This is a genomic window from Cryobacterium gelidum, assembly GCF_004403985.1.
In the GTDB taxonomy this organism is placed as follows: Bacteria; Actinomycetota; Actinomycetes; order Actinomycetales; family Microbacteriaceae; genus Cryobacterium; species Cryobacterium gelidum.
The window spans coordinates 271,951-292,182 of the sequence record NZ_SOHL01000015.1 but is presented as its reverse complement, the minus strand read 5'-3'; the positions used below and the strand labels follow the sequence as shown (position 1 = coordinate 292,182).

At 64.9% G+C, this 20,232-nt stretch carries 16 protein-coding genes; 8 read left to right on the top strand and 8 right to left on the bottom strand.

The window, feature by feature from the left end:
- Positions 1-17: 17 nt before the first annotated feature.
- Together E3T50_RS09850 and E3T50_RS09845 are read right to left on the bottom strand one after the other, a co-directional pair.
- Entirely contained in the window at positions 18-1,067 is a 1,050-nt protein-coding gene (locus tag E3T50_RS09850) for a zinc-dependent alcohol dehydrogenase family protein (RefSeq protein WP_134551664.1), read from the bottom strand.
- Positions 1,068-1,130: 63 nt separating this feature from the next.
- Positions 1,131-3,311 carry an ATP-dependent Clp protease ATP-binding subunit gene (locus E3T50_RS09845; protein WP_134551663.1) on the bottom strand — a complete coding sequence of 727 codons (2,181 nt, stop codon included), beginning with the start codon at positions 3,309-3,311 and terminating at the stop codon, positions 1,131-1,133.
- Positions 3,312-3,590: 279 nt separating this feature from the next.
- Here E3T50_RS09845 and E3T50_RS09840 point away from each other — a divergent pair, with 279 nt between their 5' ends.
- The 3 genes from E3T50_RS09840 (at position 3,591) to E3T50_RS09830 (ending at position 9,014) form a co-directional block, all read left to right on the top strand.
- The gene (locus E3T50_RS09840) at positions 3,591-7,025 is read left to right on the top strand and encodes a DEAD/DEAH box helicase (RefSeq protein ID WP_134551662.1); all 3,435 of its coding nucleotides are present in this window, start codon (positions 3,591-3,593) and stop codon (positions 7,023-7,025) included.
- A 76-nt stretch (positions 7,026-7,101) separates the two neighbouring features.
- Positions 7,102-8,424 (top strand): glycosyltransferase 87 family protein, encoded by a 1,323-nt coding sequence (locus E3T50_RS09835; protein ID WP_134551661.1) that lies wholly within the window; start codon positions 7,102-7,104, stop codon positions 8,422-8,424.
- Positions 8,421-9,014 carry a histidine phosphatase family protein gene (locus E3T50_RS09830; RefSeq protein WP_134551660.1) on the top strand — a complete coding sequence of 198 codons (594 nt, stop codon included), beginning with the start codon at positions 8,421-8,423 and terminating at the stop codon, positions 9,012-9,014. The genes E3T50_RS09835 and E3T50_RS09830 overlap by 4 nt, the downstream gene beginning before the upstream one ends.
- Before the next feature lie 16 nt (positions 9,015-9,030).
- On the opposite strand, the gene E3T50_RS09825 is transcribed toward E3T50_RS09830, so the two are convergent.
- From E3T50_RS09825 to dnaK, 5 genes are all read right to left on the bottom strand, one after another.
- Positions 9,031-10,173, bottom strand: coding sequence for a class I SAM-dependent methyltransferase (locus tag E3T50_RS09825; protein ID WP_134551746.1), 1,143 nt, complete (start codon positions 10,171-10,173; stop codon positions 9,031-9,033).
- Positions 10,174-10,312: 139 nt separating this feature from the next.
- Positions 10,313-10,726 carry a heat shock protein transcriptional repressor HspR gene (locus tag E3T50_RS09820; RefSeq protein WP_134551659.1) on the bottom strand — a complete coding sequence of 138 codons (414 nt, stop codon included), beginning with the start codon at positions 10,724-10,726 and terminating at the stop codon, positions 10,313-10,315.
- A gap of 2 nt (positions 10,727-10,728) precedes the next feature.
- Complete coding sequence (locus E3T50_RS09815; RefSeq protein ID WP_134551658.1) at positions 10,729-11,730, bottom strand: DnaJ C-terminal domain-containing protein; 1,002 nt, start codon at positions 11,728-11,730, stop codon at positions 10,729-10,731.
- Positions 11,723-12,340 carry a nucleotide exchange factor GrpE gene (locus E3T50_RS09810; RefSeq protein ID WP_134551657.1) on the bottom strand — a complete coding sequence of 206 codons (618 nt, stop codon included), beginning with the start codon at positions 12,338-12,340 and terminating at the stop codon, positions 11,723-11,725. The genes E3T50_RS09815 and E3T50_RS09810 overlap by 8 nt, the downstream gene beginning before the upstream one ends.
- Before the next feature lie 9 nt (positions 12,341-12,349).
- On the bottom strand, positions 12,350-14,227 hold the full coding sequence (gene dnaK / locus E3T50_RS09805; protein ID WP_134551656.1) for a molecular chaperone DnaK: 1,878 nt from the start codon (positions 14,225-14,227) through the stop codon (positions 12,350-12,352).
- Positions 14,228-14,433: 206 nt separating this feature from the next.
- On the opposite strand from dnaK, the gene E3T50_RS09800 reads away from it, so the two are divergent.
- The 3 genes from E3T50_RS09800 to E3T50_RS09790 all read left to right on the top strand — a co-directional run bounded on the left by E3T50_RS09800 (position 14,434) and on the right by E3T50_RS09790 (position 17,532).
- The gene (locus E3T50_RS09800; RefSeq protein ID WP_134551655.1) at positions 14,434-15,744 is read left to right on the top strand and encodes an MFS transporter; all 1,311 of its coding nucleotides are present in this window, start codon (positions 14,434-14,436) and stop codon (positions 15,742-15,744) included.
- A 59-nt stretch (positions 15,745-15,803) separates the two neighbouring features.
- Positions 15,804-16,784 carry a Gfo/Idh/MocA family protein gene (locus tag E3T50_RS09795; protein ID WP_134551654.1) on the top strand — a complete coding sequence of 327 codons (981 nt, stop codon included), beginning with the start codon at positions 15,804-15,806 and terminating at the stop codon, positions 16,782-16,784.
- Positions 16,785-16,851: 67 nt separating this feature from the next.
- Complete coding sequence (locus E3T50_RS09790) at positions 16,852-17,532, top strand: FadR/GntR family transcriptional regulator (RefSeq protein WP_134551653.1); 681 nt, start codon at positions 16,852-16,854, stop codon at positions 17,530-17,532.
- Here the strand turns inward: E3T50_RS09790 and E3T50_RS09785 are convergent.
- The gene (locus tag E3T50_RS09785; RefSeq protein WP_134551652.1) at positions 17,529-18,206 is read right to left on the bottom strand and encodes a transaldolase family protein; all 678 of its coding nucleotides are present in this window, start codon (positions 18,204-18,206) and stop codon (positions 17,529-17,531) included. The two genes, E3T50_RS09790 and E3T50_RS09785, sit on opposite strands and share 4 nt — an antisense overlap.
- Before the next feature lie 180 nt (positions 18,207-18,386).
- Between E3T50_RS09785 and E3T50_RS09780 the strand changes: the two genes are divergently transcribed.
- Together E3T50_RS09780 and E3T50_RS09775 are read left to right on the top strand one after the other, a co-directional pair.
- Complete coding sequence (locus tag E3T50_RS09780) at positions 18,387-19,301, top strand: ribokinase (protein ID WP_241990850.1); 915 nt, start codon at positions 18,387-18,389, stop codon at positions 19,299-19,301.
- Between the two features lie 40 nt (positions 19,302-19,341).
- Positions 19,342-20,223, top strand: coding sequence for a GntR family transcriptional regulator (locus E3T50_RS09775; protein ID WP_134551650.1), 882 nt, complete (start codon positions 19,342-19,344; stop codon positions 20,221-20,223).
- Positions 20,224-20,232: the final 9 nt, after the last annotated feature.

Sequence of the window (20,232 nt, the reverse complement as noted above, 5' to 3'; positions counted from 1 at the left end):
GCGCTCTCACGGCAGGTTTAGGGGCGCAGCAAGACCTTGATCGCTCGGCGTTCGTCCATCGCGGCGTAGGCTTCGGCTACCTCGGACAGAGGAAGCTCCAGGTCGAAGACCCGGCCGGGGTTGATCTGACCGGAGAGAACTTCGGGCAGAAGCTCGTCGACATAGTTCCGAACGGATGCGACACCGCCGTTCACGCCGACGTTGCGTGCGAACAGCGAGCGAATCGGCAGCTCGGCACCGCCGTTGGGCACGCCGACATAGCCGACCATTCCCCCGGGCCGTGTCGACCGGATGGCCTGGTCCATGGATTCCTTCGTGCCGACGCATTCGAGCACGAAGTCGGCGCCGATTCCGTCGAACAGGGCCTGCACGGCGGCAACACCCTCATCGCCACGTTCTTCAATGATGTCTGTTGCACCGAATTCACGGGCCACAGCTTGGCGGTCCGCGTGACGGGACATGGCAACGATGCGGCTTGCGCCGAGTCGCTTGCTCGCGAGAATGGCGCAGAGCCCGACGGCTCCGTCCCCGACGACGACGACGGTACTGCCGGGGGTGACGCCAGCAGAGACGGCCGCGTGGTGTCCGGTTCCCATGACATCGGAGAGGGACAAGAGTCCCGGAATCAGAGCGTCATCGGGCACTTCGGGCGTCGCTACGAGCGAACCGTCAGCGTGGGGAACACGCACTCGCTCACCCTGGGCCCCGTCGGCGAAAGCACCCATTTCGTCATTCTCACCCCACGGACCGCCATGGAGGCAGGAGAAGCTCACACCGTTGCGGCAGTTGATGCAGGTGCTGTCGCAATCGTAAAAGGGTGCGATAACGAAGTCACCCACCTTGATGGTGGACACGTCAGAGCCGATTTCTTCGACGATGCCGACGAACTCATGACCAATGCGGTGTGGCTCCGTCGTTGGCGACACACCGCGGTACGGCCAAAGGTCCGACCCGCAAACGCAGGCCGCGACCACTCGCACAATGGCATCGCCACCGGTCGACAGCACAGGGTCGGGCACTTCTTCGAGGCGGACATCCCGTTCGCCGTAAATCACAGTTGCACGCATTGGAGCAGCGTAGCCCGGAAACCCTGAATCCTCCCTCCGTGTTTATATCCCTCGCTTGATGTCCTACAACAGATCGTCCCCCGCGGGGTCGGCCACGAGCGCGGGAGCGGATGCGACGGTGAGCGAGTCTCTGTCGGCGGCGAGCGAGACGAGCACCGTGTCGCCGTCCCGGATGTCGCCGGCCAGCAGTGCCCGCGCCAGGCGGTCGTCGATCTCGCGCTGCATCAGGCGCCGCAACGGACGTGCACCGTAGATCGGGTCGTATCCGCGCTCGGCCAGCCAGCGGCGGGCATCCGGCGTTACGGCGAGCTCGAGCCGACGCTCGGTGAGACGCCTCTGCATTCGGTCGACATCGAGCTCGACGATCTCGCCGAGCTCCTCCGTGGTGAGCGAGGAGAACACGACGATATCGTCGAGCCGGTTGACGAATTCGGGTTTGAACGCTTGCCGCACGAGCTGTTGCACGGCCGACTCCTTCTGGTCGACTGACAGGGTCGGATCGACCAGAAACTGCGACCCGAGGTTCGACGTGAGCACGAGGATGGTGTTGCGAAAGTCCACCGTGCGGCCCTGGCCGTCGGTGAGCCGGCCATCGTCGAGCACCTGCAGCAGCACGTCGAATACCTCGGGGTGCGCCTTCTCCACCTCATCGAACAGAATCACCGAGTAGGGCCGACGCCGCACGGCCTCGGTCAGCTGCCCGCCCTGCTCGTAGCCGACGTAGCCCGGAGGCGCTCCCACCAGGCGTGACACCGAGAACTTCTCGCCGTACTCGCTCATGTCGATACGCACCATGGCTTTTTCGTCGTCGAACAGAAACTCGGCGAGCGCCTTGGCCAGCTCGGTCTTACCCACTCCGGTCGGGCCGAGGAACAGAAACGATCCGGTCGGCCGATCGGGGTCGGAGATGCCGGCCCGGCTGCGCCGCACGGCGTCAGCGACCGCGCGCACGGCGCGCTTCTGGCCGATCAGGCGGTGGCCGAGCTCATTTTCAAGGTTCAACAATTTATCCGTTTCGCCCTGCAACAGGCGACCGACCGGAATGCCTGTCCAAGCGGCGACCACAGCGGCGATGTCCTCACTCGTCACCTGGTCGTTGACCATGCGCGGGCCGACGGATTCTTCTTTTTCCGCGTCGGCGAGCGCCCGTTCCATCACCGGAATGTCGCCGTAGAGCAGCCGCGACGCCTTCTCCAGGTTGCCCTCACGCTGTGCCCGGTCGGATTCGATCCGGGCGGTGTCGAGCCGCTCGCGCAGCTCGCCGACCCGGTTGAGCGAGGCTCGCTCGCTGTTCCACCGCGCCTGCAACTCCTGGAGGGTGGCCTGGCGCTCCGTGAGGTCGCTGCGCAGTCTCACCAATCGTGCCTTCGAGGCGTCGTCTTTCTCCTTCTTCAACGCGAGCTCTTCGAGCTTGAGGCGGTCGACACTGCGCCGCAACTCGTCGATCTCGACCGGTGAGGAGTCGATCTCCATGCGCAGCCGGCTGGCGGCCTCGTCGATGAGGTCGATCGCCTTGTCGGGCAGCTGGCGGGCGGTGATATAGCGGTTCGAGAGGGATGCTGCGGCCACGAGGGCAGAATCGGCAATCGTCACCTTGTGGTGGGCCTCGTACCGTTCCTTGAGCCCGCGCAAAATAGCGACGGTGTCTTCCACCGACGGTTCGTCCACGAGTACCGGCTGAAAGCGGCGCTCGAGCGCGGCATCCTTTTCGATGAATTCGCGGTACTCATTGAGGGTCGTGGCACCGATCAGGCGCAGTTCGCCGCGGGCGAGCATGGGCTTGAGCATGTTGCTGGCTGCAACGGAGCCTTCGCCGCCGCCCGCCCCCATCAGGGTGTGGAGCTCGTCGACGAAGGTGATGATCTGTCCATCGGCGTCGTTGATCTGCTTGAGCACGGCCTTGAGCCGCTCCTCGAACTCGCCGCGATACTTGGCACCGGCCACGAGTGCGGCCAGGTCGAGCGAGACCAGCTGCTTGTCTTTGAGCGAGTCGGCCACGTCTCCGGCCACGATCCGCTGGGCTAAACCCTCCACCACGGCGGTCTTGCCCACCCCGGGTTCGCCGATGAGCACGGGGTTATTCTTGGTGCGTCGGGTGAGCACCTGGCTGATCCGGCGAATTTCGGCATCCCGACCGATCACCGGGTCGAGCTTGCCGCTGCGGGCGATATCGGTGAGGTTCACCCCATACAGTTCGAGGGCCGTCTGAGCGTTTTGTTGCGGTGGTCGCTGACCGGCTTGCATCGCTATCTCCTCTAAACCTGAGCCTTGTGGACTCAAGTTTAGTACCCCGGCCATCTCCTCGGCGTCGAATATTCGAGGGCTGAACACCTCGTCTGCCACATGCAGCGGAGACTACTCATCCACCGTTGTCGCGGCACTCGTCAGAGGTCGGGGCACCCCTGCCTAGGAGTGCCACCGTCTCCGACACGTGCCCCAGAGTGCCGGGATCAGAGCGGGGTCGGGCAGCCTCCCGTGAGACAATGGAGGTTGGTCCTATTTTCTTACGGAGCTCCCACACCTATGGCCCATTCCCTCAGCACTCATGAGATCGCCCGCATCGTTGGCAGCCAGTCATTCTCGCGCGGTGAACGGTACGCTCGCAACGGGCACGTCACCGAACAGTCCTGGGCCCCGTCGGGAACACATCTCACCGGTCGCGTCAGCGGCAGTAGCCCGCAGCCGTACACGGTGCTCGTCTCGTTCACACTGAATGCCGCCGGCCAAGCGGTCCGGGCCAGTGGAACCTGCACCTGCCCCATGGGCAGCAACTGCAAGCACGTCGCCGCGCTGCTGCTGGCCAGCCGGAGCACCCCGGCAGAGTTGGACGCTGCGCGCGGCACCTCCCACGTGCGCGCTATCGGCGATCGCCGCACCCCCGTGTTCGAGTCGACCTTCGTGCCGGCCGCCTACCAACCGTCCACGCCGGCGCCCGTCATCCCCATCCGCCCGCCGGTACCCGCCTGGCGCGCGGCCCTGGCCCCGATCGCCAAACCCAGCGCCGGCGAGGCGACCACCAGCACGGCGCTCGCGCTGCAGTTCGACCTGCTCGACCCCGCTTACAGCCCCAACCGACGCACGGGACCCCGCCGTCTCGGCGCCCGCCCCATGGTCATGGGCAAGAAAGGCAAGTGGATCCGCGGTTCCCTCACCTGGGACAACCTGTCCTGGACCCCGGGCACCTACAATCGCGGCCACCGCAAAATTCTCAACGCCCTCTACGCCCTCTCGGCGACCGGGCAGCGCTACTACAGCTACACCGACCACTGGCTCTACCTCGACAACTTCGAGAACAAGGCCCTCTGGGACCTCCTGCACGAGGCCCAGCTGAGCGGTCTGCCGCTGGTCTGTGTAACGGATGCCCAGAATCCCGTTCTCCTCTCGCCCACGCCGGCCTCGCTCGAGGTCGACATCCGACGCGACGCCGACGGCTTGCAGCTGACCCCGCTGCTCGTGCTGAACGAGCAGCGGCACCGCGGTGCCGAATTTGGTTTCATCGGCGATCCGGCGCACGGCGGGTACACTTTCGCCCGCCCCGCCGACCCGCTCGCAACCGGCCGGCAGCTCACCCTCGCTCCGTTGAAGGCACCGGTGAACTCCGAGATCCGCGCCCTGGCCGTGACCGGCGGCTTTGATATCCCGGCCGACGACGAAGCCGCATTCCTCGCTGACTTCTACCCCTTTCTCCAGCAGAAACTAGTCCTGACCAGCCACGACGCGTCGTTCGAGCTGCCGCAGACGGCCCGGCCGCAGCTGGCCCTTACGATCACCCACCAAACGGATGCGCGCATCACCCTGGCCTGGGAGTGGCAGTACGTCGCACCCGCCGACACGGACCAGACCGAGTCCACCGCCGTGCTCGACCGTCACCCCCTGCGTTCGGCCCCGGGCGACACGCGCTTTCGCGATCCGACTCGCGAAAGCGCCACCCTGCGTACCGTCGAACGCGAGGTCGCGTCGTTCGCTGGGCTCTGGCAGTCCGCCACCCCGCTCAGCGAGGCCCGGCTACTGGAGCACTCCGAGCTGCAGGGCGCCGTCATGATCAACTTCCTCGGCCAGGCCCTGCCGCTGCTCGAAGCTGCCGGCATCGTCGTGCAGGTCTCGGCCGACGCCCCGAGCTACCGCGAAGCCGACGAAGCGCCCGTGATCAGTCTCGCCACCTCCGAAAGTACCGATACCCGCGATTGGTTCGACCTCGCCGTCACCGTCACGATCGAGGGCGAAGACATTCCCTTCGACGACCTCTTCCGCGCGCTGGCCACCGACCAGGACCTGATGATCCTGGACAGCGGCACCTATTTCAGCCTCGACCGGCCCGAGCTGCAGCAGCTTCGACGCCTGATCGAAGAGGCGCGCGGTCTGCAGGAGAGCAACGCCGGTACGCTCGGCCTCAGCCGTTTTCAGGCCGACCTCTGGGACGAACTTCAGCTGCTCGGTGTTGTCGCCGAACAGGCCGCCACCTGGCGCAGCGCCGTCGAGGGCCTCGCCGCCCTTCAGGGTCTGGCGGAGGCCGCTCCCCTCGCCGAACGCCCGCTCCCGCCGGCCGTGCACGCCACCCTGCGCCCCTACCAGCAGACCGGATTCGACTGGCTCAGCTTTCTCTACGACCACCAGCTCGGCGGCGTGCTCGCCGACGATATGGGCCTCGGTAAGACGCTCCAGGCGATCGCCCTGATCGCCCACGCCCGCGACAGCCAGCGCGCCGAGCCCGGCACGGCCCGCAAGCCGTTCCTCGTCGTCGCCCCGACGAGCGTCGTCTCCAACTGGGCCACGGAGTGTGCCCGGTTCGCACCGGCCCTGGCGACGGTCGCCATCACCCAGACCGCCGGCAAGCGCGGCTCCAGCCTGCCTGACGTGATGGGTGAAGCGGATGTCGTGATCACCTCGTACACGCTCTTCCGCCTCGACTTCGAGGAGTACAACGCTCACGCCTGGGCCGGGCTCCTGCTCGACGAGGCCCAGTTCGTGAAGAACCACCAGAGCAAGGCGCACGTCTGCGCCCGCCGCCTGCGTACCCCGTTCAAGCTCGCCATCACCGGCACTCCGATGGAAAACAACCTGATGGAACTGTGGTCACTGCTCTCCATCACGGCGCCCGGCCTGTTCCCGAGCCCCAGCCGCTTCGCGGACTACTACCAAAAACCCATTGAAACGGATGCCGACGCCGACCGGCTCGCGCAGCTGCGCCGCCGCATCCGTCCCTTCATGCTGCGGCGTACCAAGGCCGAGGTGGCCAGCGACCTGCCCGAGAAGCAGGAGCAGGTGCTCGAACTCGACCTGCACCCCCGGCACCGCAAGGTCTACGACATGCACCTCGCCCGCGAACGCCAAAAAGTTCTCGGCCTGATCGACGACATGAACGCAAACCGGTTCGAGATCTTTCGCTCACTCACCATGCTGCGCCAGCTCAGCCTGGACGCGAGCCTCTACGACAAGAAGTATGACGCCATCCCCTCGACCAAGCTCGACGCGCTGCTGGAGCTGCTCGAAGACACCGTCGCCGAGGGCCACCGCACCCTCATCTTCAGCCAGTTCACCCAGTACCTCGGCAAGGCACGCGACCGGCTCGATGCGGCCGGAATCAGCTATTCCTACCTCGACGGCAAGACCCGCAACCGCGCCAAGGCCATCAGCGACTTCAAAGAGGGCTCGAGTTCCGTCTTTCTGATCAGCCTCAAGGCCGGCGGATTCGGCCTGAACCTCACCGAAGCTGACTATGTCATTCTGCTCGACCCCTGGTGGAACCCGGCGACCGAGGCGCAGGCCGTGGACCGCGTGCACCGGATCGGCCAAACCAAGAACGTCATGGTGTACCGTCTGGTGTCCAAGGACACGATCGAACAGAAGGTCATGGCCCTCAAAGCCACCAAGGCCCGCCTGTTCGAAAGCGTCATGACCGACGGTGCACCGCAGGGCACCGCCCTGACCGCCGCCGACATCCGAGAGCTCCTTGCTTGAGGCGACACCGACATTTCATGTAACACCCCTAGACTGCACGCACCGGCGCCTCCGTGCACGCTGCAGAAACGGTCCTATGTCCACCATTCTCGATCGGGTCGATGGCCGCCTGGCGCGGGCGCTCACCCCGGCTCGGCGCCTCACGCTGCAACGCCCACGCACCCTCGCGCTCGGTTTTCTCGGTCTGCACGCACTGTTCCTGTTCGCCCTGCTCCCGACCATCCTCACGGGCAGGGCGCTCGGCGACCTTCCGCTCTACCGCACCTGGGCCGAGCTTGGACTGGAGCACGGCGTCTGGCAGGGCATCGACACCGTCTGGGTCTACCCGATCGGGGCCCTGCTTCCGATCGTGCTCGCGGGGATCGCTGGCCCGCTGCTCTACCAACTGCTCTGGTTGCTCATGACGACCGCGCTGAACGCGGTTGCTGTGGGGGCACTCACCGATTGGGGACGTCGCCGCAGCGGCTACAAGTCAGCCTGGTACTGGCTGCTCGCGTCATTCCTGCTGAGCCCGGTCGGGCTGCTCCGGCTGGAAGGACTCACGGCACCACTCGTCATCGTCGGGCTCGTACTGCTAACACGCCGACCAGTCGTCGCCGCGATCGTGCTGACCCTCGCCACCTGGATCAAGGTCTGGCCGGCCGCCGTGTTCCTCGCGGTGGTCACCGCGTCGCCCCGCCGACGTACGGTGGTGCTCACCGGAGCGGTCGTCTCGGCCGGGGTGGCGGCATCCGTTTGGCTGCTGGGCGGTGTTCGCTATCTCACCGGATTCGTCACCGAACAGTCCGACCGAGCACTGCAGCTCGAGGCACCCATCACAACCCCGTGGGTGTGGTTGGCCTCGCTCGGCCATCGCGGCACGGTCATCTACGAAAACTATTTGATAGCCACTCGCGAGGTGAGCGGCCCCGGCACCGATCTGGTCGCCGCCCTGATGACGCCGGTCATGTTCGGCGCCATCGCGGTGATCGTCGTGCTCATGCTCCTGGCCCAACGTCGGCGAGCGGATGCTGGCCACCTGCTGCTGCTCGGCGCGCTCGCCCTGGTTGGTGCATTCATCGTCTTCAACAAGGTCGGATCGCCGCAATACATGCTGTGGCTGGTGCCGGTCGTCGCGGTCGGCGTCGGCCGCAGCTGGGCAGCATGGCGCGTGCCGGCCCTGCTGACGCTGGCCATCGCGGGCCTGACCACGCTGATCTTCCCCATTTTCTACCTGCCGCTCATCGACGGTGACCTGTTCTCACTCCTGCTGCTCACCGTGCGCAATGCTCTGCTCATCGTGCTGTTCAGCTGGTCCGTCACGGACCTCGCGCGATTGGCCCGGCCTGCACCGCGGCGAGACGCCCTGATCGTGGGCCGCCGCACACTCCCAGTCGGCCAAGGCAGAATAGACACGTGACCACGACGACAACCTTCGCCCTCATTCGCCACGGCCAAACCGATTGGAACGCCGCAGCGCGCATTCAGGGTGCCACCGACATCCCCCTCAACGACATCGGGCGCGGTCAGGCAACGGATGCCGTCGCATCCCTCTCCCGCTACGACTGGGATTTCATCGTCTCTTCGCCGTTATCGCGGGCGGCCGAAACCGCTGACCTGATCGGCAACCGCCTTGGGCTCGGCCTGGCCCGCCGCCTCCCCACACTGATCGAGCGCGACTACGGGCCAGCCGAGGGCTTGAGCGCGGGCGCTGAACTCGATGCCCTGCGTTTTCCCGGCGGATTTCACGGTGCCGAGACCGAAGAGGCGGTCGCGGCGCGCGGCATCGACGCCCTGCGAGAGCTCGCCCGCGAACACCCGGGAGCCCGCATCATTGTGGTCGCGCACGGCACGCTCATCCGATTGAGCCTCGAAAACGCCCTGGACCAGCCCATCGGCAGCATCAGTAACGCCTCGCTCAACCTCGTGCAGCACCACCACGCGCACGCCGATGGCGGGGCTGCCTGGCAGCTCGACGTGCTCAACGGCCAGCCGCTCGTGCGCGCCTGAGCCGAAGCAGCCGGCGCTAGCGGCCGGTCGACACCGTGACGGTGAACTTGGTGTTGCGGCCGACCTGACGGGTCGAGCCGACGATGCGGGTGAGCATCGGGCGGTAGCCGAGGTGCGTGTTCCACACGGTCCACAGTTCGCCGCCGGGAGCGAGTACCCGCGCCGCGTCGATAAACAGCTTCTCGGCGAGGCCCGCATGCACGGACGCCCCGATGTGAAACGGTGGGTTGAGCAGAATAAGGTCGGCGGAATCATCCGCCTGGCCAGACAGGCCATCGGCGCGCACCACGGTGACGCGATCGGCGAGCGCGTTCGCATCGACGGTCGCACGAGCGGATGCCACGGCCACGGCCGACTGGTCCGTCGCGAGCACCCGCAGCAGGGGACGCTGCGCGGCCAATGCCGCGGCGAGCACCCCGGTGCCGCAGCCGAGGTCGATGGCACGCTCGGCGTCGAGCTTCATGCGGTCGAGCACCTCGAGCAGCGCACGGGTGCCGATGTCGATACTGGTGCCGGCAAACACGCCGCCGTGGCCGCGCACGGCCAGGTCGAAGTCCTCGTGCCGCTCGCTGTGCGGCCAGTTGGTCGTCGACGCGGCCAGTGGCGACGAGGCAATGAGCACCCGAGACTTCTGGCGGGCCGGGCGCACGTTGAGAGCGCCGAAGTGACGGCGCAGCACCTCATTCATGCTCACGGTCATGTGCTTGATCCGGCCACCGGCAAAGACGATCACGTCCGGGGCGGCGTACTTGGCGATGGCACCGGCGATCTCGTCGAGCGCGTCGAGACTTTTCGGCAACTGCAGAAGCACGACGTGGGCGTCTTTCAGCAGCTCTTCGCCGAGCGGAAGGGACCGATAAGCCTCCGTGAGGTTGACGCCGGAGGCGTTACTGTCAAGCGCGTATTCGCCCGAGAGCGCGTCCTGATAGACGCGGATGCCGCGGGCGTTGTGCAGGGCGGCGGCGCCGAGGGTGAGGGCGCCGTAGCGGTCCTCGAGCACGACGACCCCGCCGGCACGGTACGCGGCAAGCGCACCGGCGGCTTCATCCAGAATGAGCCGATCGCTCGCATCGACAGCGAACAGGTTCTCTGCCTCGATGTCGGGGCGACGGCGCAAGCGATCGAAATCAAATTCATTCACGTTGTCGACGGCGCTCATCGCCTGCGTCTTTGCCGTAGTGCCGGCGGTGGTGTTCCGCGGCGCGGACTGGTCATGCGTGCCCGATTCGGACATGGTTCTCCCTGAAAGTGGTGCTGGTGCAACCAGTTCGTGCTGTGAAAGCGAAACGTGGAGCTAACTATGGTTTGGGCTGCCGCCAGATGACAATCTGGTTGCTGCGCCTGGTGCGGGTGCCCGCCTTCATCGAAATGACGTCGCCGGCCGAGCCAGCCGCGAAGATGCGGCGGCCCGGACGGTTCAGTAGTTCGTCGGCGAGCGTCGATTCCAACTCGCGCAGGCGATTTTCGAGCCCGCGCACGTGATCCTCGAGTTCGAGGATACGACGGATGCCTTCCAAACTCACACCTTCCGAGCCCAATTCCGCAATTTCACGGAGCTTTGCCACGTCGAGCATGGAGTAACGACGGCTCTTGCCGGGGGTGCGTTCCGGGCTGACGAGGCCCAGGCGATCGTATTGGCGCAGGGTTTGCGGATGCATTCCCGCAAGCTCTGCCGCCGTGGAAATCACGAAAACCCGGGTGGTCTCGTCCACGATTAGCCCTTCGCCCGCGCGATCAGTTCATCTCGCGGGTTTTCTTTGGGCAGCGCTTCGGCAAAGGCGGCGAGTTTTTCTTCCGCATCCTTTGAGAGGTGCGAGGGCACAGCGACCTGCACGACGGCGAGCAGGTCACCCGTGCCCTTGGTCGTGGTGACACCGCGACCCTTGACCCGCAGCACGCGGCCACCGGGAGTGCCGGGGGCAACGCGCAGTTTGACCGGCGCGCCGCCGAGGGTGGGCACCTCGATCGTCGCGCCGAGGCTCGCCTCGACGAAGGTGACGGGTACGGTCACCCGCAGGTTGAGGCCGTCGCGTTCGAACACCGGATGCTTGCGCACGGTGATCGTCAGCACGATATCGCCGGATTCTCCGCCATCGGGGCTCGGCTGGCCCTTGCCGCGCAGGCGAATCTTCTGCCCGTCGGCGACTCCGGCGGGAATCTTGACCTTGATCGGTCGGCCGTCCTGCGTCTGCAGACTGATCTGCTCGCCCTGGGTGGCGATGATGAAGTCGATGGTCGTCGAGGCGATCACGTCGCGGCCGCGGGTGGGTGCTCCCGATCCGCGGTAGCCGCCGGTGGGGTTGCCGAAACCGCCCGCACCACCGCCACCTCTTCCGAACATACCCCCGAGGATATCGTCGAAACCGCCCTGCTCGAAGGTATAACTCTGCTGACGACTTCCGCCACCGAACATGCCTCCGAAGGCGTCCTCGAACCCACCGCTTGGGGCCCGGCCGCCGGGCGCGGCGAACCGCGCCCCGCTGCCCATGGCTCGTACGGCGTCATATTCCTTGCGCTGCGCGGCGTCGTTCAGTACCGAATGCGCCTCGCTCAGTTCCTTGAACTTCGCCTCTGCGGCGGGGTTCCCCGGGTTGGAGTCCGGGTGGTACTTGCGCGCGAGCTTGCGGTACGCCTTCTTCAATTCGGCCGGCGTGACATCTTTCGATACCCCGAGAACCTTGTAGAAGTCTTTGTCGAACCAGTCCTGGCTAGCCATCGCTCGGTACCTGAACGACGACCTTGGCCGCGCGCAGCAGCGTAGAGCCGAGGTAGTACCCCGTCTCCGCGACATCGCCGACGGTTTCGGTGTCGACGGCCGCACTGGGCTGTTGGAAGATCGCCTCGTGCATGGTCGGGTCGAACGGGTCGCCGACCGCGCCGAACGAGGTGAGGCCGAGACGTTCAACGCTCGAACGCAGCTTGGCCGCGATCGTGGCGAAGGCCGAGTCCGGCACGAGGTCTCCGTGCTTCTCGGCCCGGTAGATGTCGTCGAGGACCGGAATCAGTATCTTGACGATATCCCCGGTCACGCGCTCTTTCTCGATGGCGCGGTTGGCTTCTGTGCGCCGACGGTAGTTGGCGTACTCGGCCGTCACGCGCTTGAGGTCGGCGAGGTGCTCGCTCGTCGGCTCCGCAACTTCGCGCTCCGCGGCATCCAGAATGTCCTGAACGGTCAGTTCGTCTTCTTCGATCCCGTCGGCCGAGGCATCCGCGTCGGCAGCGGATGCTGCGTCGGGCGTTGCGTCATCGGGTGCGCCCGCGGCGGTGCCGTCATCCGGCACCCCCGCAGCGGACGCGTCGTCGTCTGGATGTTTCTTGTCAGCCATAGTTGCGGCCTACTTCTTTGTCTTGTCGTCTTCGTCGTCGTCAACAACCTCGGCGTCGACAACGTCTTCGTCTTTGTTCTCCTCGGCGGGAGTCTGATCGGTACCGGCTTCGTCGGAGCCGGCTGCGGCATCCGCCTGGCTGGACTTGTAGATAGCCTCGCCGAGCTTGCCCTGGCTTTCGTTGAGCTTGTCGAACGCGGTCTTCACCGCGTCGTCGTCGTCGCCGGCGAGGGCGGACTTGAGGGCGTCGACGTCGGCCTGCACCTCATTCTTCACGTCTTCGGGCAGCTTGTCGACGTTGTCCTTGATCAGCTTCTCGATCGAGTAGGCGAGCTGCTCTGCCGTGTTGCGGGTCTCGGCGACTTCGCGCAGGCGCTTGTCTTCAGCGGCGTGCTCTTCACCCTCGCGTACCATGCGCTCGATGTCTTCCTTCGCGAGCGAGGATCCGCCCGTGATGGTCATCGACTGCTCGGTGCCGGTGCCCTTGTCCTTGGCGGACACGTGCACGATGCCGTTGGCGTCGATGTCGAAGGTGACCTCGACCTGCGGGATGCCGCGCGGCGCCGGCGCGATGCCGGTCAGCTCGAAGGTGCCGAGATTCTTGTTGTCGCGGGTGAACTCACGCTCGCCCTGGAAAACCTGGATTGCCACGGACGGCTGGTTGTCGTCGGCCGTGGTGAAGGTTTCGCTGCGCTTGGTGGGGATGGCCGTGTTGCGCTCGATCAAACGCGTCATGATGCCGCCCTTGGTCTCGATGCCGAGGCTCAGCGGGGTGACGTCGATGAGCAGAACGTCCTTGCGCTCGCCCTTCAGCACGCCGGCCTGGAGGGCGGCGCCGACGGCGACGACCTCGTCCGGATTGACGCCCTTGTTCGGGTCCTTGCCGCCGGTCTCGCTCTTGACGAGCTCATAGACGGCGGGCATGCGGGTGGAACCACCGACGAGAACGACGTGGGCGATATCGCCGACCTTGACGCCGGCCTCACGGATGACGTCCTGGAAGGGCTTCTTGGTGCGGTCGAGCAGGTCTTCGGTCATCTTCTCGAACTGGGCGCGGGTGAGCGTCTCGTCGAGGTTGGCCGGGCCGTTTTCGGTCAGTGACAGATAGGGCAGCTGGATGCTCGTCGACATGCTCGACGAGAGTTCCTTCTTCGCCTGCTCAGCGGCTTCCTTGAGGCGCTGCTTGGCGATCTTGTCCTTGGAGACGTCGACGCCGGTGGTCTCCTTGAAGCGCTTGATCAGGTGATCAACGATGCGCTGGTCCCAGTCGTCGCCGCCGAGGCGGTTGTCGCCGGCGGTCGAACGCACCTGGATGGTGGAGAAGTCGTCGTCCTTGCCCACCTCGAGCAGCGACACGTCGAAGGTTCCGCCGCCGAGGTCGAAGACCAGGATGAGTTCGTCTTCCTTGCCCTTGTCGAGGCCGTAGGCGAGTGCGGCAGCGGTGGGCTCGTTGATGATGCGCAGCACGTTGAGGCCGGCGATCTCACCGGCCTCCTTGGTGGCCTGACGCTCGGCGTCGTTGAAGTACGCAGGCACGGTCACGACAGCGTCGGTGACCTTCTCGCCCAGGTACTGCTCGGCATCACGCTTGAGCTTGGCGAGGATGCGCGCCGAGATCTCCTGCGGGGTGTACTTCTTGTCGTCGATGGCGACGTTCCAGCCGGTGCCCATGTGGCGCTTGACGCTGGAGATGGTGCGGTCGACGTTGGTGACGTTCTGGCGCTTGGCGGTTTCTCCCACGAGAACCTCGCCGTCCTTGGTGAACGCGACCACCGAGGGGGTGGTGCGCAAGCCTTCAGCGTTGGCGATGACGGTGGGTTCTCCACCTTCGAGCACGGCCACCACGGAGTTGGTGGTTCCAAGGTCAATACCTACTGCACGAGCCATGTGGGTTGTTCTCCTTCAATCAGGTGCGAAACGAACATCAAAGTAATCTCAAGACTTGAGCCTCGATGGCTCAAGTATTCCAGACCGGCTGAACCGGTGTCAATTTTCGCGGCTGGAAGTTGAGTGTGAGTGACTCAACTCTGTTTCGCGCGGATGCCGTGGGCCACCGAAGCCAGATGTTTCTCCCGGGGCAGTAGATTGTGCACATGACCGAGACTGTCGCCGAAGACACGGGTACCGTTCCAACGCGTGGTCGGGTGCTGGCTTGGGCCTTGTGGGACTGGGGATCGGCAGCCTTCAACGCGGTCGTCACGACCTTCGTCTTCACCGTGTACATCACCGGCTCTTCCTTCGGCGACCAAGACGTCATCTCGGCCCAGCTCGGCTGGGCGCTGGCCATCGCCGGTCTGGTGATCGCCGCATTGGCCCCGATCACCGGGCAACGCTCCGACACCTCCGGCCGCCGCAAGTTCTGGCTCGGCGTCAATACCCTCATCGTCGTGGTGCTGACGGCGGCCATGTTCTTCGTGCAGGCAAACCCGAGCTACCTGCTCCTCGGCTTGTTTCTGGTCGCGGCCGGCAACGTCTTCTTTGAATTCGCGGCGGTCAACTACAACGCCATGCTCGGGCAGGTGTCGACGCCGCGCACGATTGGCACGGTGAGCGGGTTCGGCTGGGGCATGGGGTATCTCGGCGGCATTGTGCTGCTGCTCATCGTGTACTTCGGCTTCATCCAGCCCGAGGTCGGCTTGTTCGGAGTCACCGCCGACAACGGTCAAGCCGTGCGGGTCTCCATGCTGCTCGCGGCCGCCTGGTTTGGCCTGTTCGCGTTGCCCGTACTGTTGCGGGTGCCGGAGTATCGGGCACCACAGGCCGCCCGCCGCGCGAAGGTCAGCTTTTTTCGCTCCTACGTCGTGCTCGGCCACGACATCGCCCGCCTCTGGAAGACCAGCCGCCAGACGGTCTACTTTCTTATTGCGAGCGCGGTGTTCCGTGATGGTCTGGCCGGCGTCTTCACGTTCGGGGGCGTGCTCGCAGCATCCGTTTTCGGATTCTCCCCCGGCGAGGTCATCCTCTTCGCGATCGCGGCCAATGTGGTCGCGGGCGTGGCCACCATGAGCGTCGGCGCGCTCGACGATCGGCTCGGCGCCAAGCCGATCATTGTGACCGCGCTGGTCGGGCTGCTGGTGAGCGGCCTCCTAGTGTTCCTTCTGCACGACGGCGGGCAGATAGTGTTCTGGACGGCGGGACTGGCCCTGTGCCTGTTCGTCGGGCCGGCCCAGTCGGCCAGCCGCACCTTTCTGGCCCGCCTCATTCCCCTCGGCCGCGAGGGCGAGGTCTTCGGGCTCTACGCCACGACCGGTCGGGCCGTGAGCTTTCTCGCGCCGACCGCTTTCGCGATCATGGTCACACTCTTCGGCGAGACCTACTGGGGCATTCTCGGCATCATGCTCGTGCTACTCGCCGGCTTGCTGTTGCTCATTCCCGTCTCGGCCAAACAGCAACAGATCGCGTAGCCTGTGTAGCGCAACACAACATCACTTCGTGCCGACAACCGCTTCTGAAAGAAGACACTGTGCTTCGTATTGGCCTCCTTGGTGCGTCAGGGATAGCCCCGGCAGCGATCATTCACCCGGCCGAGCGCCGAACCGACGTCACCGTTATGGCTGTGGCGTCACGCCGCCCGTCGGCGGCCGCCGATTATGCCTCCGTCCACAATATCGAGCGTTTTTACGACGACTACCGCGCCCTCTTGGCCGACCCCGACATCGATCTCGTGTACAACGCTTTGCCACCCTCGGAACACGCTGAGTGGTCGATCGCGGCGCTGGAAGCCGGCAAAGACGTCTTGTGCGAGAAGCCCTTCGCCATGAATGCCGCGCAGTCCGAGCGGATGCTTCAGTCTGCCCAGGCCACCGGCCAACGCTTGATCGAGGCTTTCCACGACCGCTACCATCCGCTGAACGTCGAAATTGATGCGCTAATCGCCTCGAATCGACTGGGCGACATAGTGTCGCTGCGCGCAGATTTTTCCGTCAGCAACCCGTTCGAACCCCGGGGCATACGCCACGTTCCGACCCTCGGCGGCGGGGCACTGATGGACCTTGGCTGCTACCCCGTGCACTGGGTACGCAGCCTAATGAACGCGGAACCCCTTGTCGTGAGCGCTCTCGCGTCCATAAATCCGCTCGGCGCCGACGTGAGCATCGAAGCGGAACTCCGCTTCCCTTCCGGCACGACCGCCCTCGTCACAGCGAGTATGGCAGCGGGCCCGCAGGAGACGTCGACGCTCGACATCGTCGGCACAGAAGGAACGGCACACGTGGACAATCTTGTCTTCCCGTCGACGGGCCACAGCATCAGCGAAACCATCGACGGCATAACGCGCTTCAGCACCGTGCGTGGCCTGACTACCTATGACCATCAACTCGAAGCGATCGTTGTGGCTCTTACCAATCACACGCCGCTCCCCACGGAGGGCACTGACTCGATGAACAACATGATCGTCATCGATGCCATCTATGCAGCGGCCGGAATTGACCGAAGCTTCATCTAGCCGCCGACGCACCGAGTGGTCACCTGGTGCTGCCCCGGCAAGATTTCGTCCTAGATAGAATCTGTTCATGGCCGTCACCGATGAAGCGATTCTCAAGATCAAAGACATGATCCTGAGCGGTGAGATCAAACCCCGCGACAAACTCCCTCCGGAAAAGGAGCTGAGTGAGCGGCTCGGCCTCTCCCGCAGTTCACTGCGGGAGGCGGTAAAGGCGCTCGAAGTCATTCGCGTGCTCGACGTGCGGCGCGGTGACGGCACCTACGTCACCAGCCTGGAACCACGCCTCCTCCTCGAGGCGATGACGTTCATCACAGACCTGCACACCGATTCGTCTATCCTGGAGCTGTTCGCGGTACGTCGCATTCTGGAACCGGCAGCAGCGGCACTCGCCGCCGTGCGGATGAGCGCAGCCGAGTTGGCCACGCTGCGCGCCCTGGTGGAGCTGGTAAACGAGTCGACCGACGTCGAAGGCCTAGTGACGGCGGACATCCGTTTTCACGGCGCCATTGCCGCGGCCTCCGGAAACGCCTATCTGGCCAGTCTGATCGACTCCCTGTCGAGCCACACCATGCGAGCACGCATCTGGCGCGGCCTCACCCAAGAGCACTCCGTCGAACGCACGCTTGCTGAACACAAGGCCATTGCCGACGCCCTTGAAGAACACGATGCCGAGCTCGCGCAGGCACTGACTATCGTGCACATCTCCGGTATCGAACAGTGGCTGCGTGACGCGGTGACCACCGCCTAATGCTGACTATGCGCGCGAAAGTGTCCGCGCGCGACGGCCGCCTCGAACTCCGCGTTGGAGCTCTCACTCAGCTCGTGCTGCAACATCGCCAAGATGACCGCGGGTGCCGCCGTGAAATAGGACACCCCGACGGCGGCGAGCGCCACGATGGCTTCCGGGGAGCGCAGACTCGCGGCGAGAACGTCTGTGCCGGTGTCCGCCACGAGGGCCGTCATGACGGAAATCTCGGCGATGCCATCGAGGCCGCGGTCCTGCATCCGGCCTAGATAAGGGGCGACGTAGCGCACCCCCAGGCTGGCTGCCACGAGTGCCTGGGCTGGTGAGTACACCGCTGTTAGGAGAACCGTCGCCCCGCCCCTACTGAGGTCGGCCGCAGCAGCGAACCCCGCGCGAGTTGCCGGAACCTTAACGACCACCTTTGGTCCGAGTGCCAGGATCCCATGAGCAGTGTGCAGGAGCGTCTGGATACTGTCACCCCAGGCCTGAAAGAAGACTTCCTCTGCCCCCTCCGAAATCCAGCGCGCATAGAGTGCCGGAGAATCCGCCGAGGAGCGGTGCGCCCGTTCGAGGATCGTCGGGTTCGTTGTCACACCGTGCACGAGCCTGTCACGAAGCACCTCAGCAACTTCATCGACCTGGGCGCTGTCAACGTAGAAACGGCGTTCTCGGCTCATCTGGGCACTCTCCTTCGATATGTCGGCAGCTCCCGCACTCGACCCTAGCAACCAAACCGAATGATCCTGTTTCAACCTGTCCGGTAATGTAATTACACGTCATTGTGACGAACGCAAGCGGGAAGGACAGCAATGAGCCAGACAGAGTCGTCGGCAACTCGAACAGACGGAGTCCTGATCGTGGGAAGCATCACAGCCGACCTCACGACTTTTTCCCACCGCCTCCCGTCTCGTGGCGAGACGGTTCTGGGCGATGATTTCACGCTGGTCCTCGGCGGAAAGGGAGCCAACCAGGCGATCGCGGTCGCTCTCGCCGGAAGCTCGGCCTATATGGTCTCCTGCGTCGGCACCGACCTGTTCGCACCATTGCTAACGAACGGCCTGCAGCAGGCCGGAGTCGACATCGACCATGTCTCTCAGGTGCCCGGCCCTAGCGGAATCGCCCATATCCGCGTCGATGAGTCCGGTGAGAATGACATCGTCATGGTGCCGCTGGCCAATGCCTCACTCAGCGCCGAGCAGATCGACGCCGCCTTCCTGGCCCACGCCTCGTCGTCGAGGGTTCTCCTGACCCAGCTCGAAATCCCCTGGGCACTCACCCAACATGCGATCCGCAAAGCACACGAGTCCGGGCTCACCGTAATCCTCGACCCGGCCCCCGCGACCGCCCTCGACGGAAGCATCTGGCCCCTGGTCGACATCGTCACGCCGAACGAGACGGAAGCCAGCCGCCTCACCGGCATCGTCGTGACCGACGCTGACTCCGCCATCGCCGCCGGTAGATGGTTTACCGCTCGTGGAGCGGGCCACGCGTTGATCACTATGGCATCGTCCGGCGCCATTTTGGTCTCAGAAACCGCGGTGCAACATTTTCCCGCCATTCCAGTCGTGGCCGTCGACACGACCGCGGCCGGCGACGCCTTCGCCGGTTACCTCGGCGCGGCCCTCGCCCGCGGTAATGATTTAACGGATTCCATCAGACAAGCGATGGCCGCTGGCGCGCTCACGGTCACCCAGCGCGGCGCATCGCCGAGCCTGCCCCAGCGCGCCGCCGTCGAGGCACTGCTCGACTTGCACGCCGGCGCGGCGCACTGACTTCGGCCCCTTGCCTGCCGACCCCACAGATAGTGACACGATGAACAAGAAACCTTCCACGGTCGACGCAGCCGAAGCACCCCGGAGCGCCGTTACGCCCCCAGATATCGATCGACTCGCCGCAACACCCATGTACCACCAGCTGAAGCGCCGACTCATCGACGACATCGCCCGTCAAGGATTGCGATCGGGCGATCTGCTCCCCGGCGAACATCGATTGTGTGAGAAGTTCAATGTCTCCCGGACGGTGGTGCGGCAGGCGCTATCCCAGCTGGAAAATCAGGGGATCATCGAACGAGTCAAAGGCAAAGGCACGTTCGTTGCGCACCAGAAAGTACCGGAGAGCCTCGTGCATACGCTGACCGGGCTATATGAGGAAGTCGCCGCTCGCGGCGGTCACGTTCACAGTGAGGTTCGTCGGCAGGAGGTGATCTTGGCCGACGACGATGTCGCTGATTCACTCGGTGTCGCTCCCCAGTCACCGGTCATCGTGATCGAGCGTCTGCGCTATGTCGATGACGAACCGTGGTCATGGACGACGACGTACCTGCCGCACGACATCGGATTGCTGGTCTTGCACGATGATCTGCGGGATAGGTCCCTCTATGCGCTGCTGGCTACCCACGGAATCCGCGCAGTGCGTGGGGTTCGGTCCGCCGAAGCGATATCCGCGAATCGGGCTCAGGGGGCACTGCTCAAGGTCGGTGCCGGCCAGGCCTTGCTGGTGCTGCGCAGCGTCAGCTACGACGAGCACAAACAGCCGATGGAATACTTCATTGCGTATCATCGCGGAGATCGCAGTCGCTTCGAGTTCCAGTTGAGCGCCTCGTCCGCCACCCAGAGCACGGCTGCGCTGCGCCATACCGGCAGCGCCAGTAAGTCAGGACCGTCGGGACCGTCGGGAGAAGAATCTCACCTGTAATTACATGTG

Coding starts and splice junctions, on each gene's coding strand:
- E3T50_RS09850 (WP_134551664.1), bottom strand. CDS start 1,067: ATGCGTGCAACTGTGATTTACGGCGAACGGGATGTCCGCCTCGAAGAA.
- E3T50_RS09845 (WP_134551663.1), bottom strand. CDS start 3,311: ATGCAAGCCGGTCAGCGACCACCGCAACAAAACGCTCAGACGGCCCTC.
- E3T50_RS09840 (WP_134551662.1), top strand. CDS start 3,591: ATGGCCCATTCCCTCAGCACTCATGAGATCGCCCGCATCGTTGGCAGC.
- E3T50_RS09835 (WP_134551661.1), top strand. CDS start 7,102: ATGTCCACCATTCTCGATCGGGTCGATGGCCGCCTGGCGCGGGCGCTC.
- E3T50_RS09825 (WP_134551746.1), bottom strand. CDS start 10,173: ATGAGCGCCGTCGACAACGTGAATGAATTTGATTTCGATCGCTTGCGC.
- E3T50_RS09815 (WP_134551658.1), bottom strand. CDS start 11,730: ATGGCTAGCCAGGACTGGTTCGACAAAGACTTCTACAAGGTTCTCGGG.
- E3T50_RS09810 (WP_134551657.1), bottom strand. CDS start 12,340: ATGGCTGACAAGAAACATCCAGACGACGACGCGTCCGCTGCGGGGGTG.
- dnaK (WP_134551656.1), bottom strand. CDS start 14,227: ATGGCTCGTGCAGTAGGTATTGACCTTGGAACCACCAACTCCGTGGTG.
- E3T50_RS09800 (WP_134551655.1), top strand. CDS start 14,434: ATGACCGAGACTGTCGCCGAAGACACGGGTACCGTTCCAACGCGTGGT.
- E3T50_RS09790 (WP_134551653.1), top strand. CDS start 16,852: ATGGCCGTCACCGATGAAGCGATTCTCAAGATCAAAGACATGATCCTG.
- E3T50_RS09785 (WP_134551652.1), bottom strand. CDS start 18,206: ATGAGCCGAGAACGCCGTTTCTACGTTGACAGCGCCCAGGTCGATGAA.
- E3T50_RS09775 (WP_134551650.1), top strand. CDS start 19,342: ATGAACAAGAAACCTTCCACGGTCGACGCAGCCGAAGCACCCCGGAGC.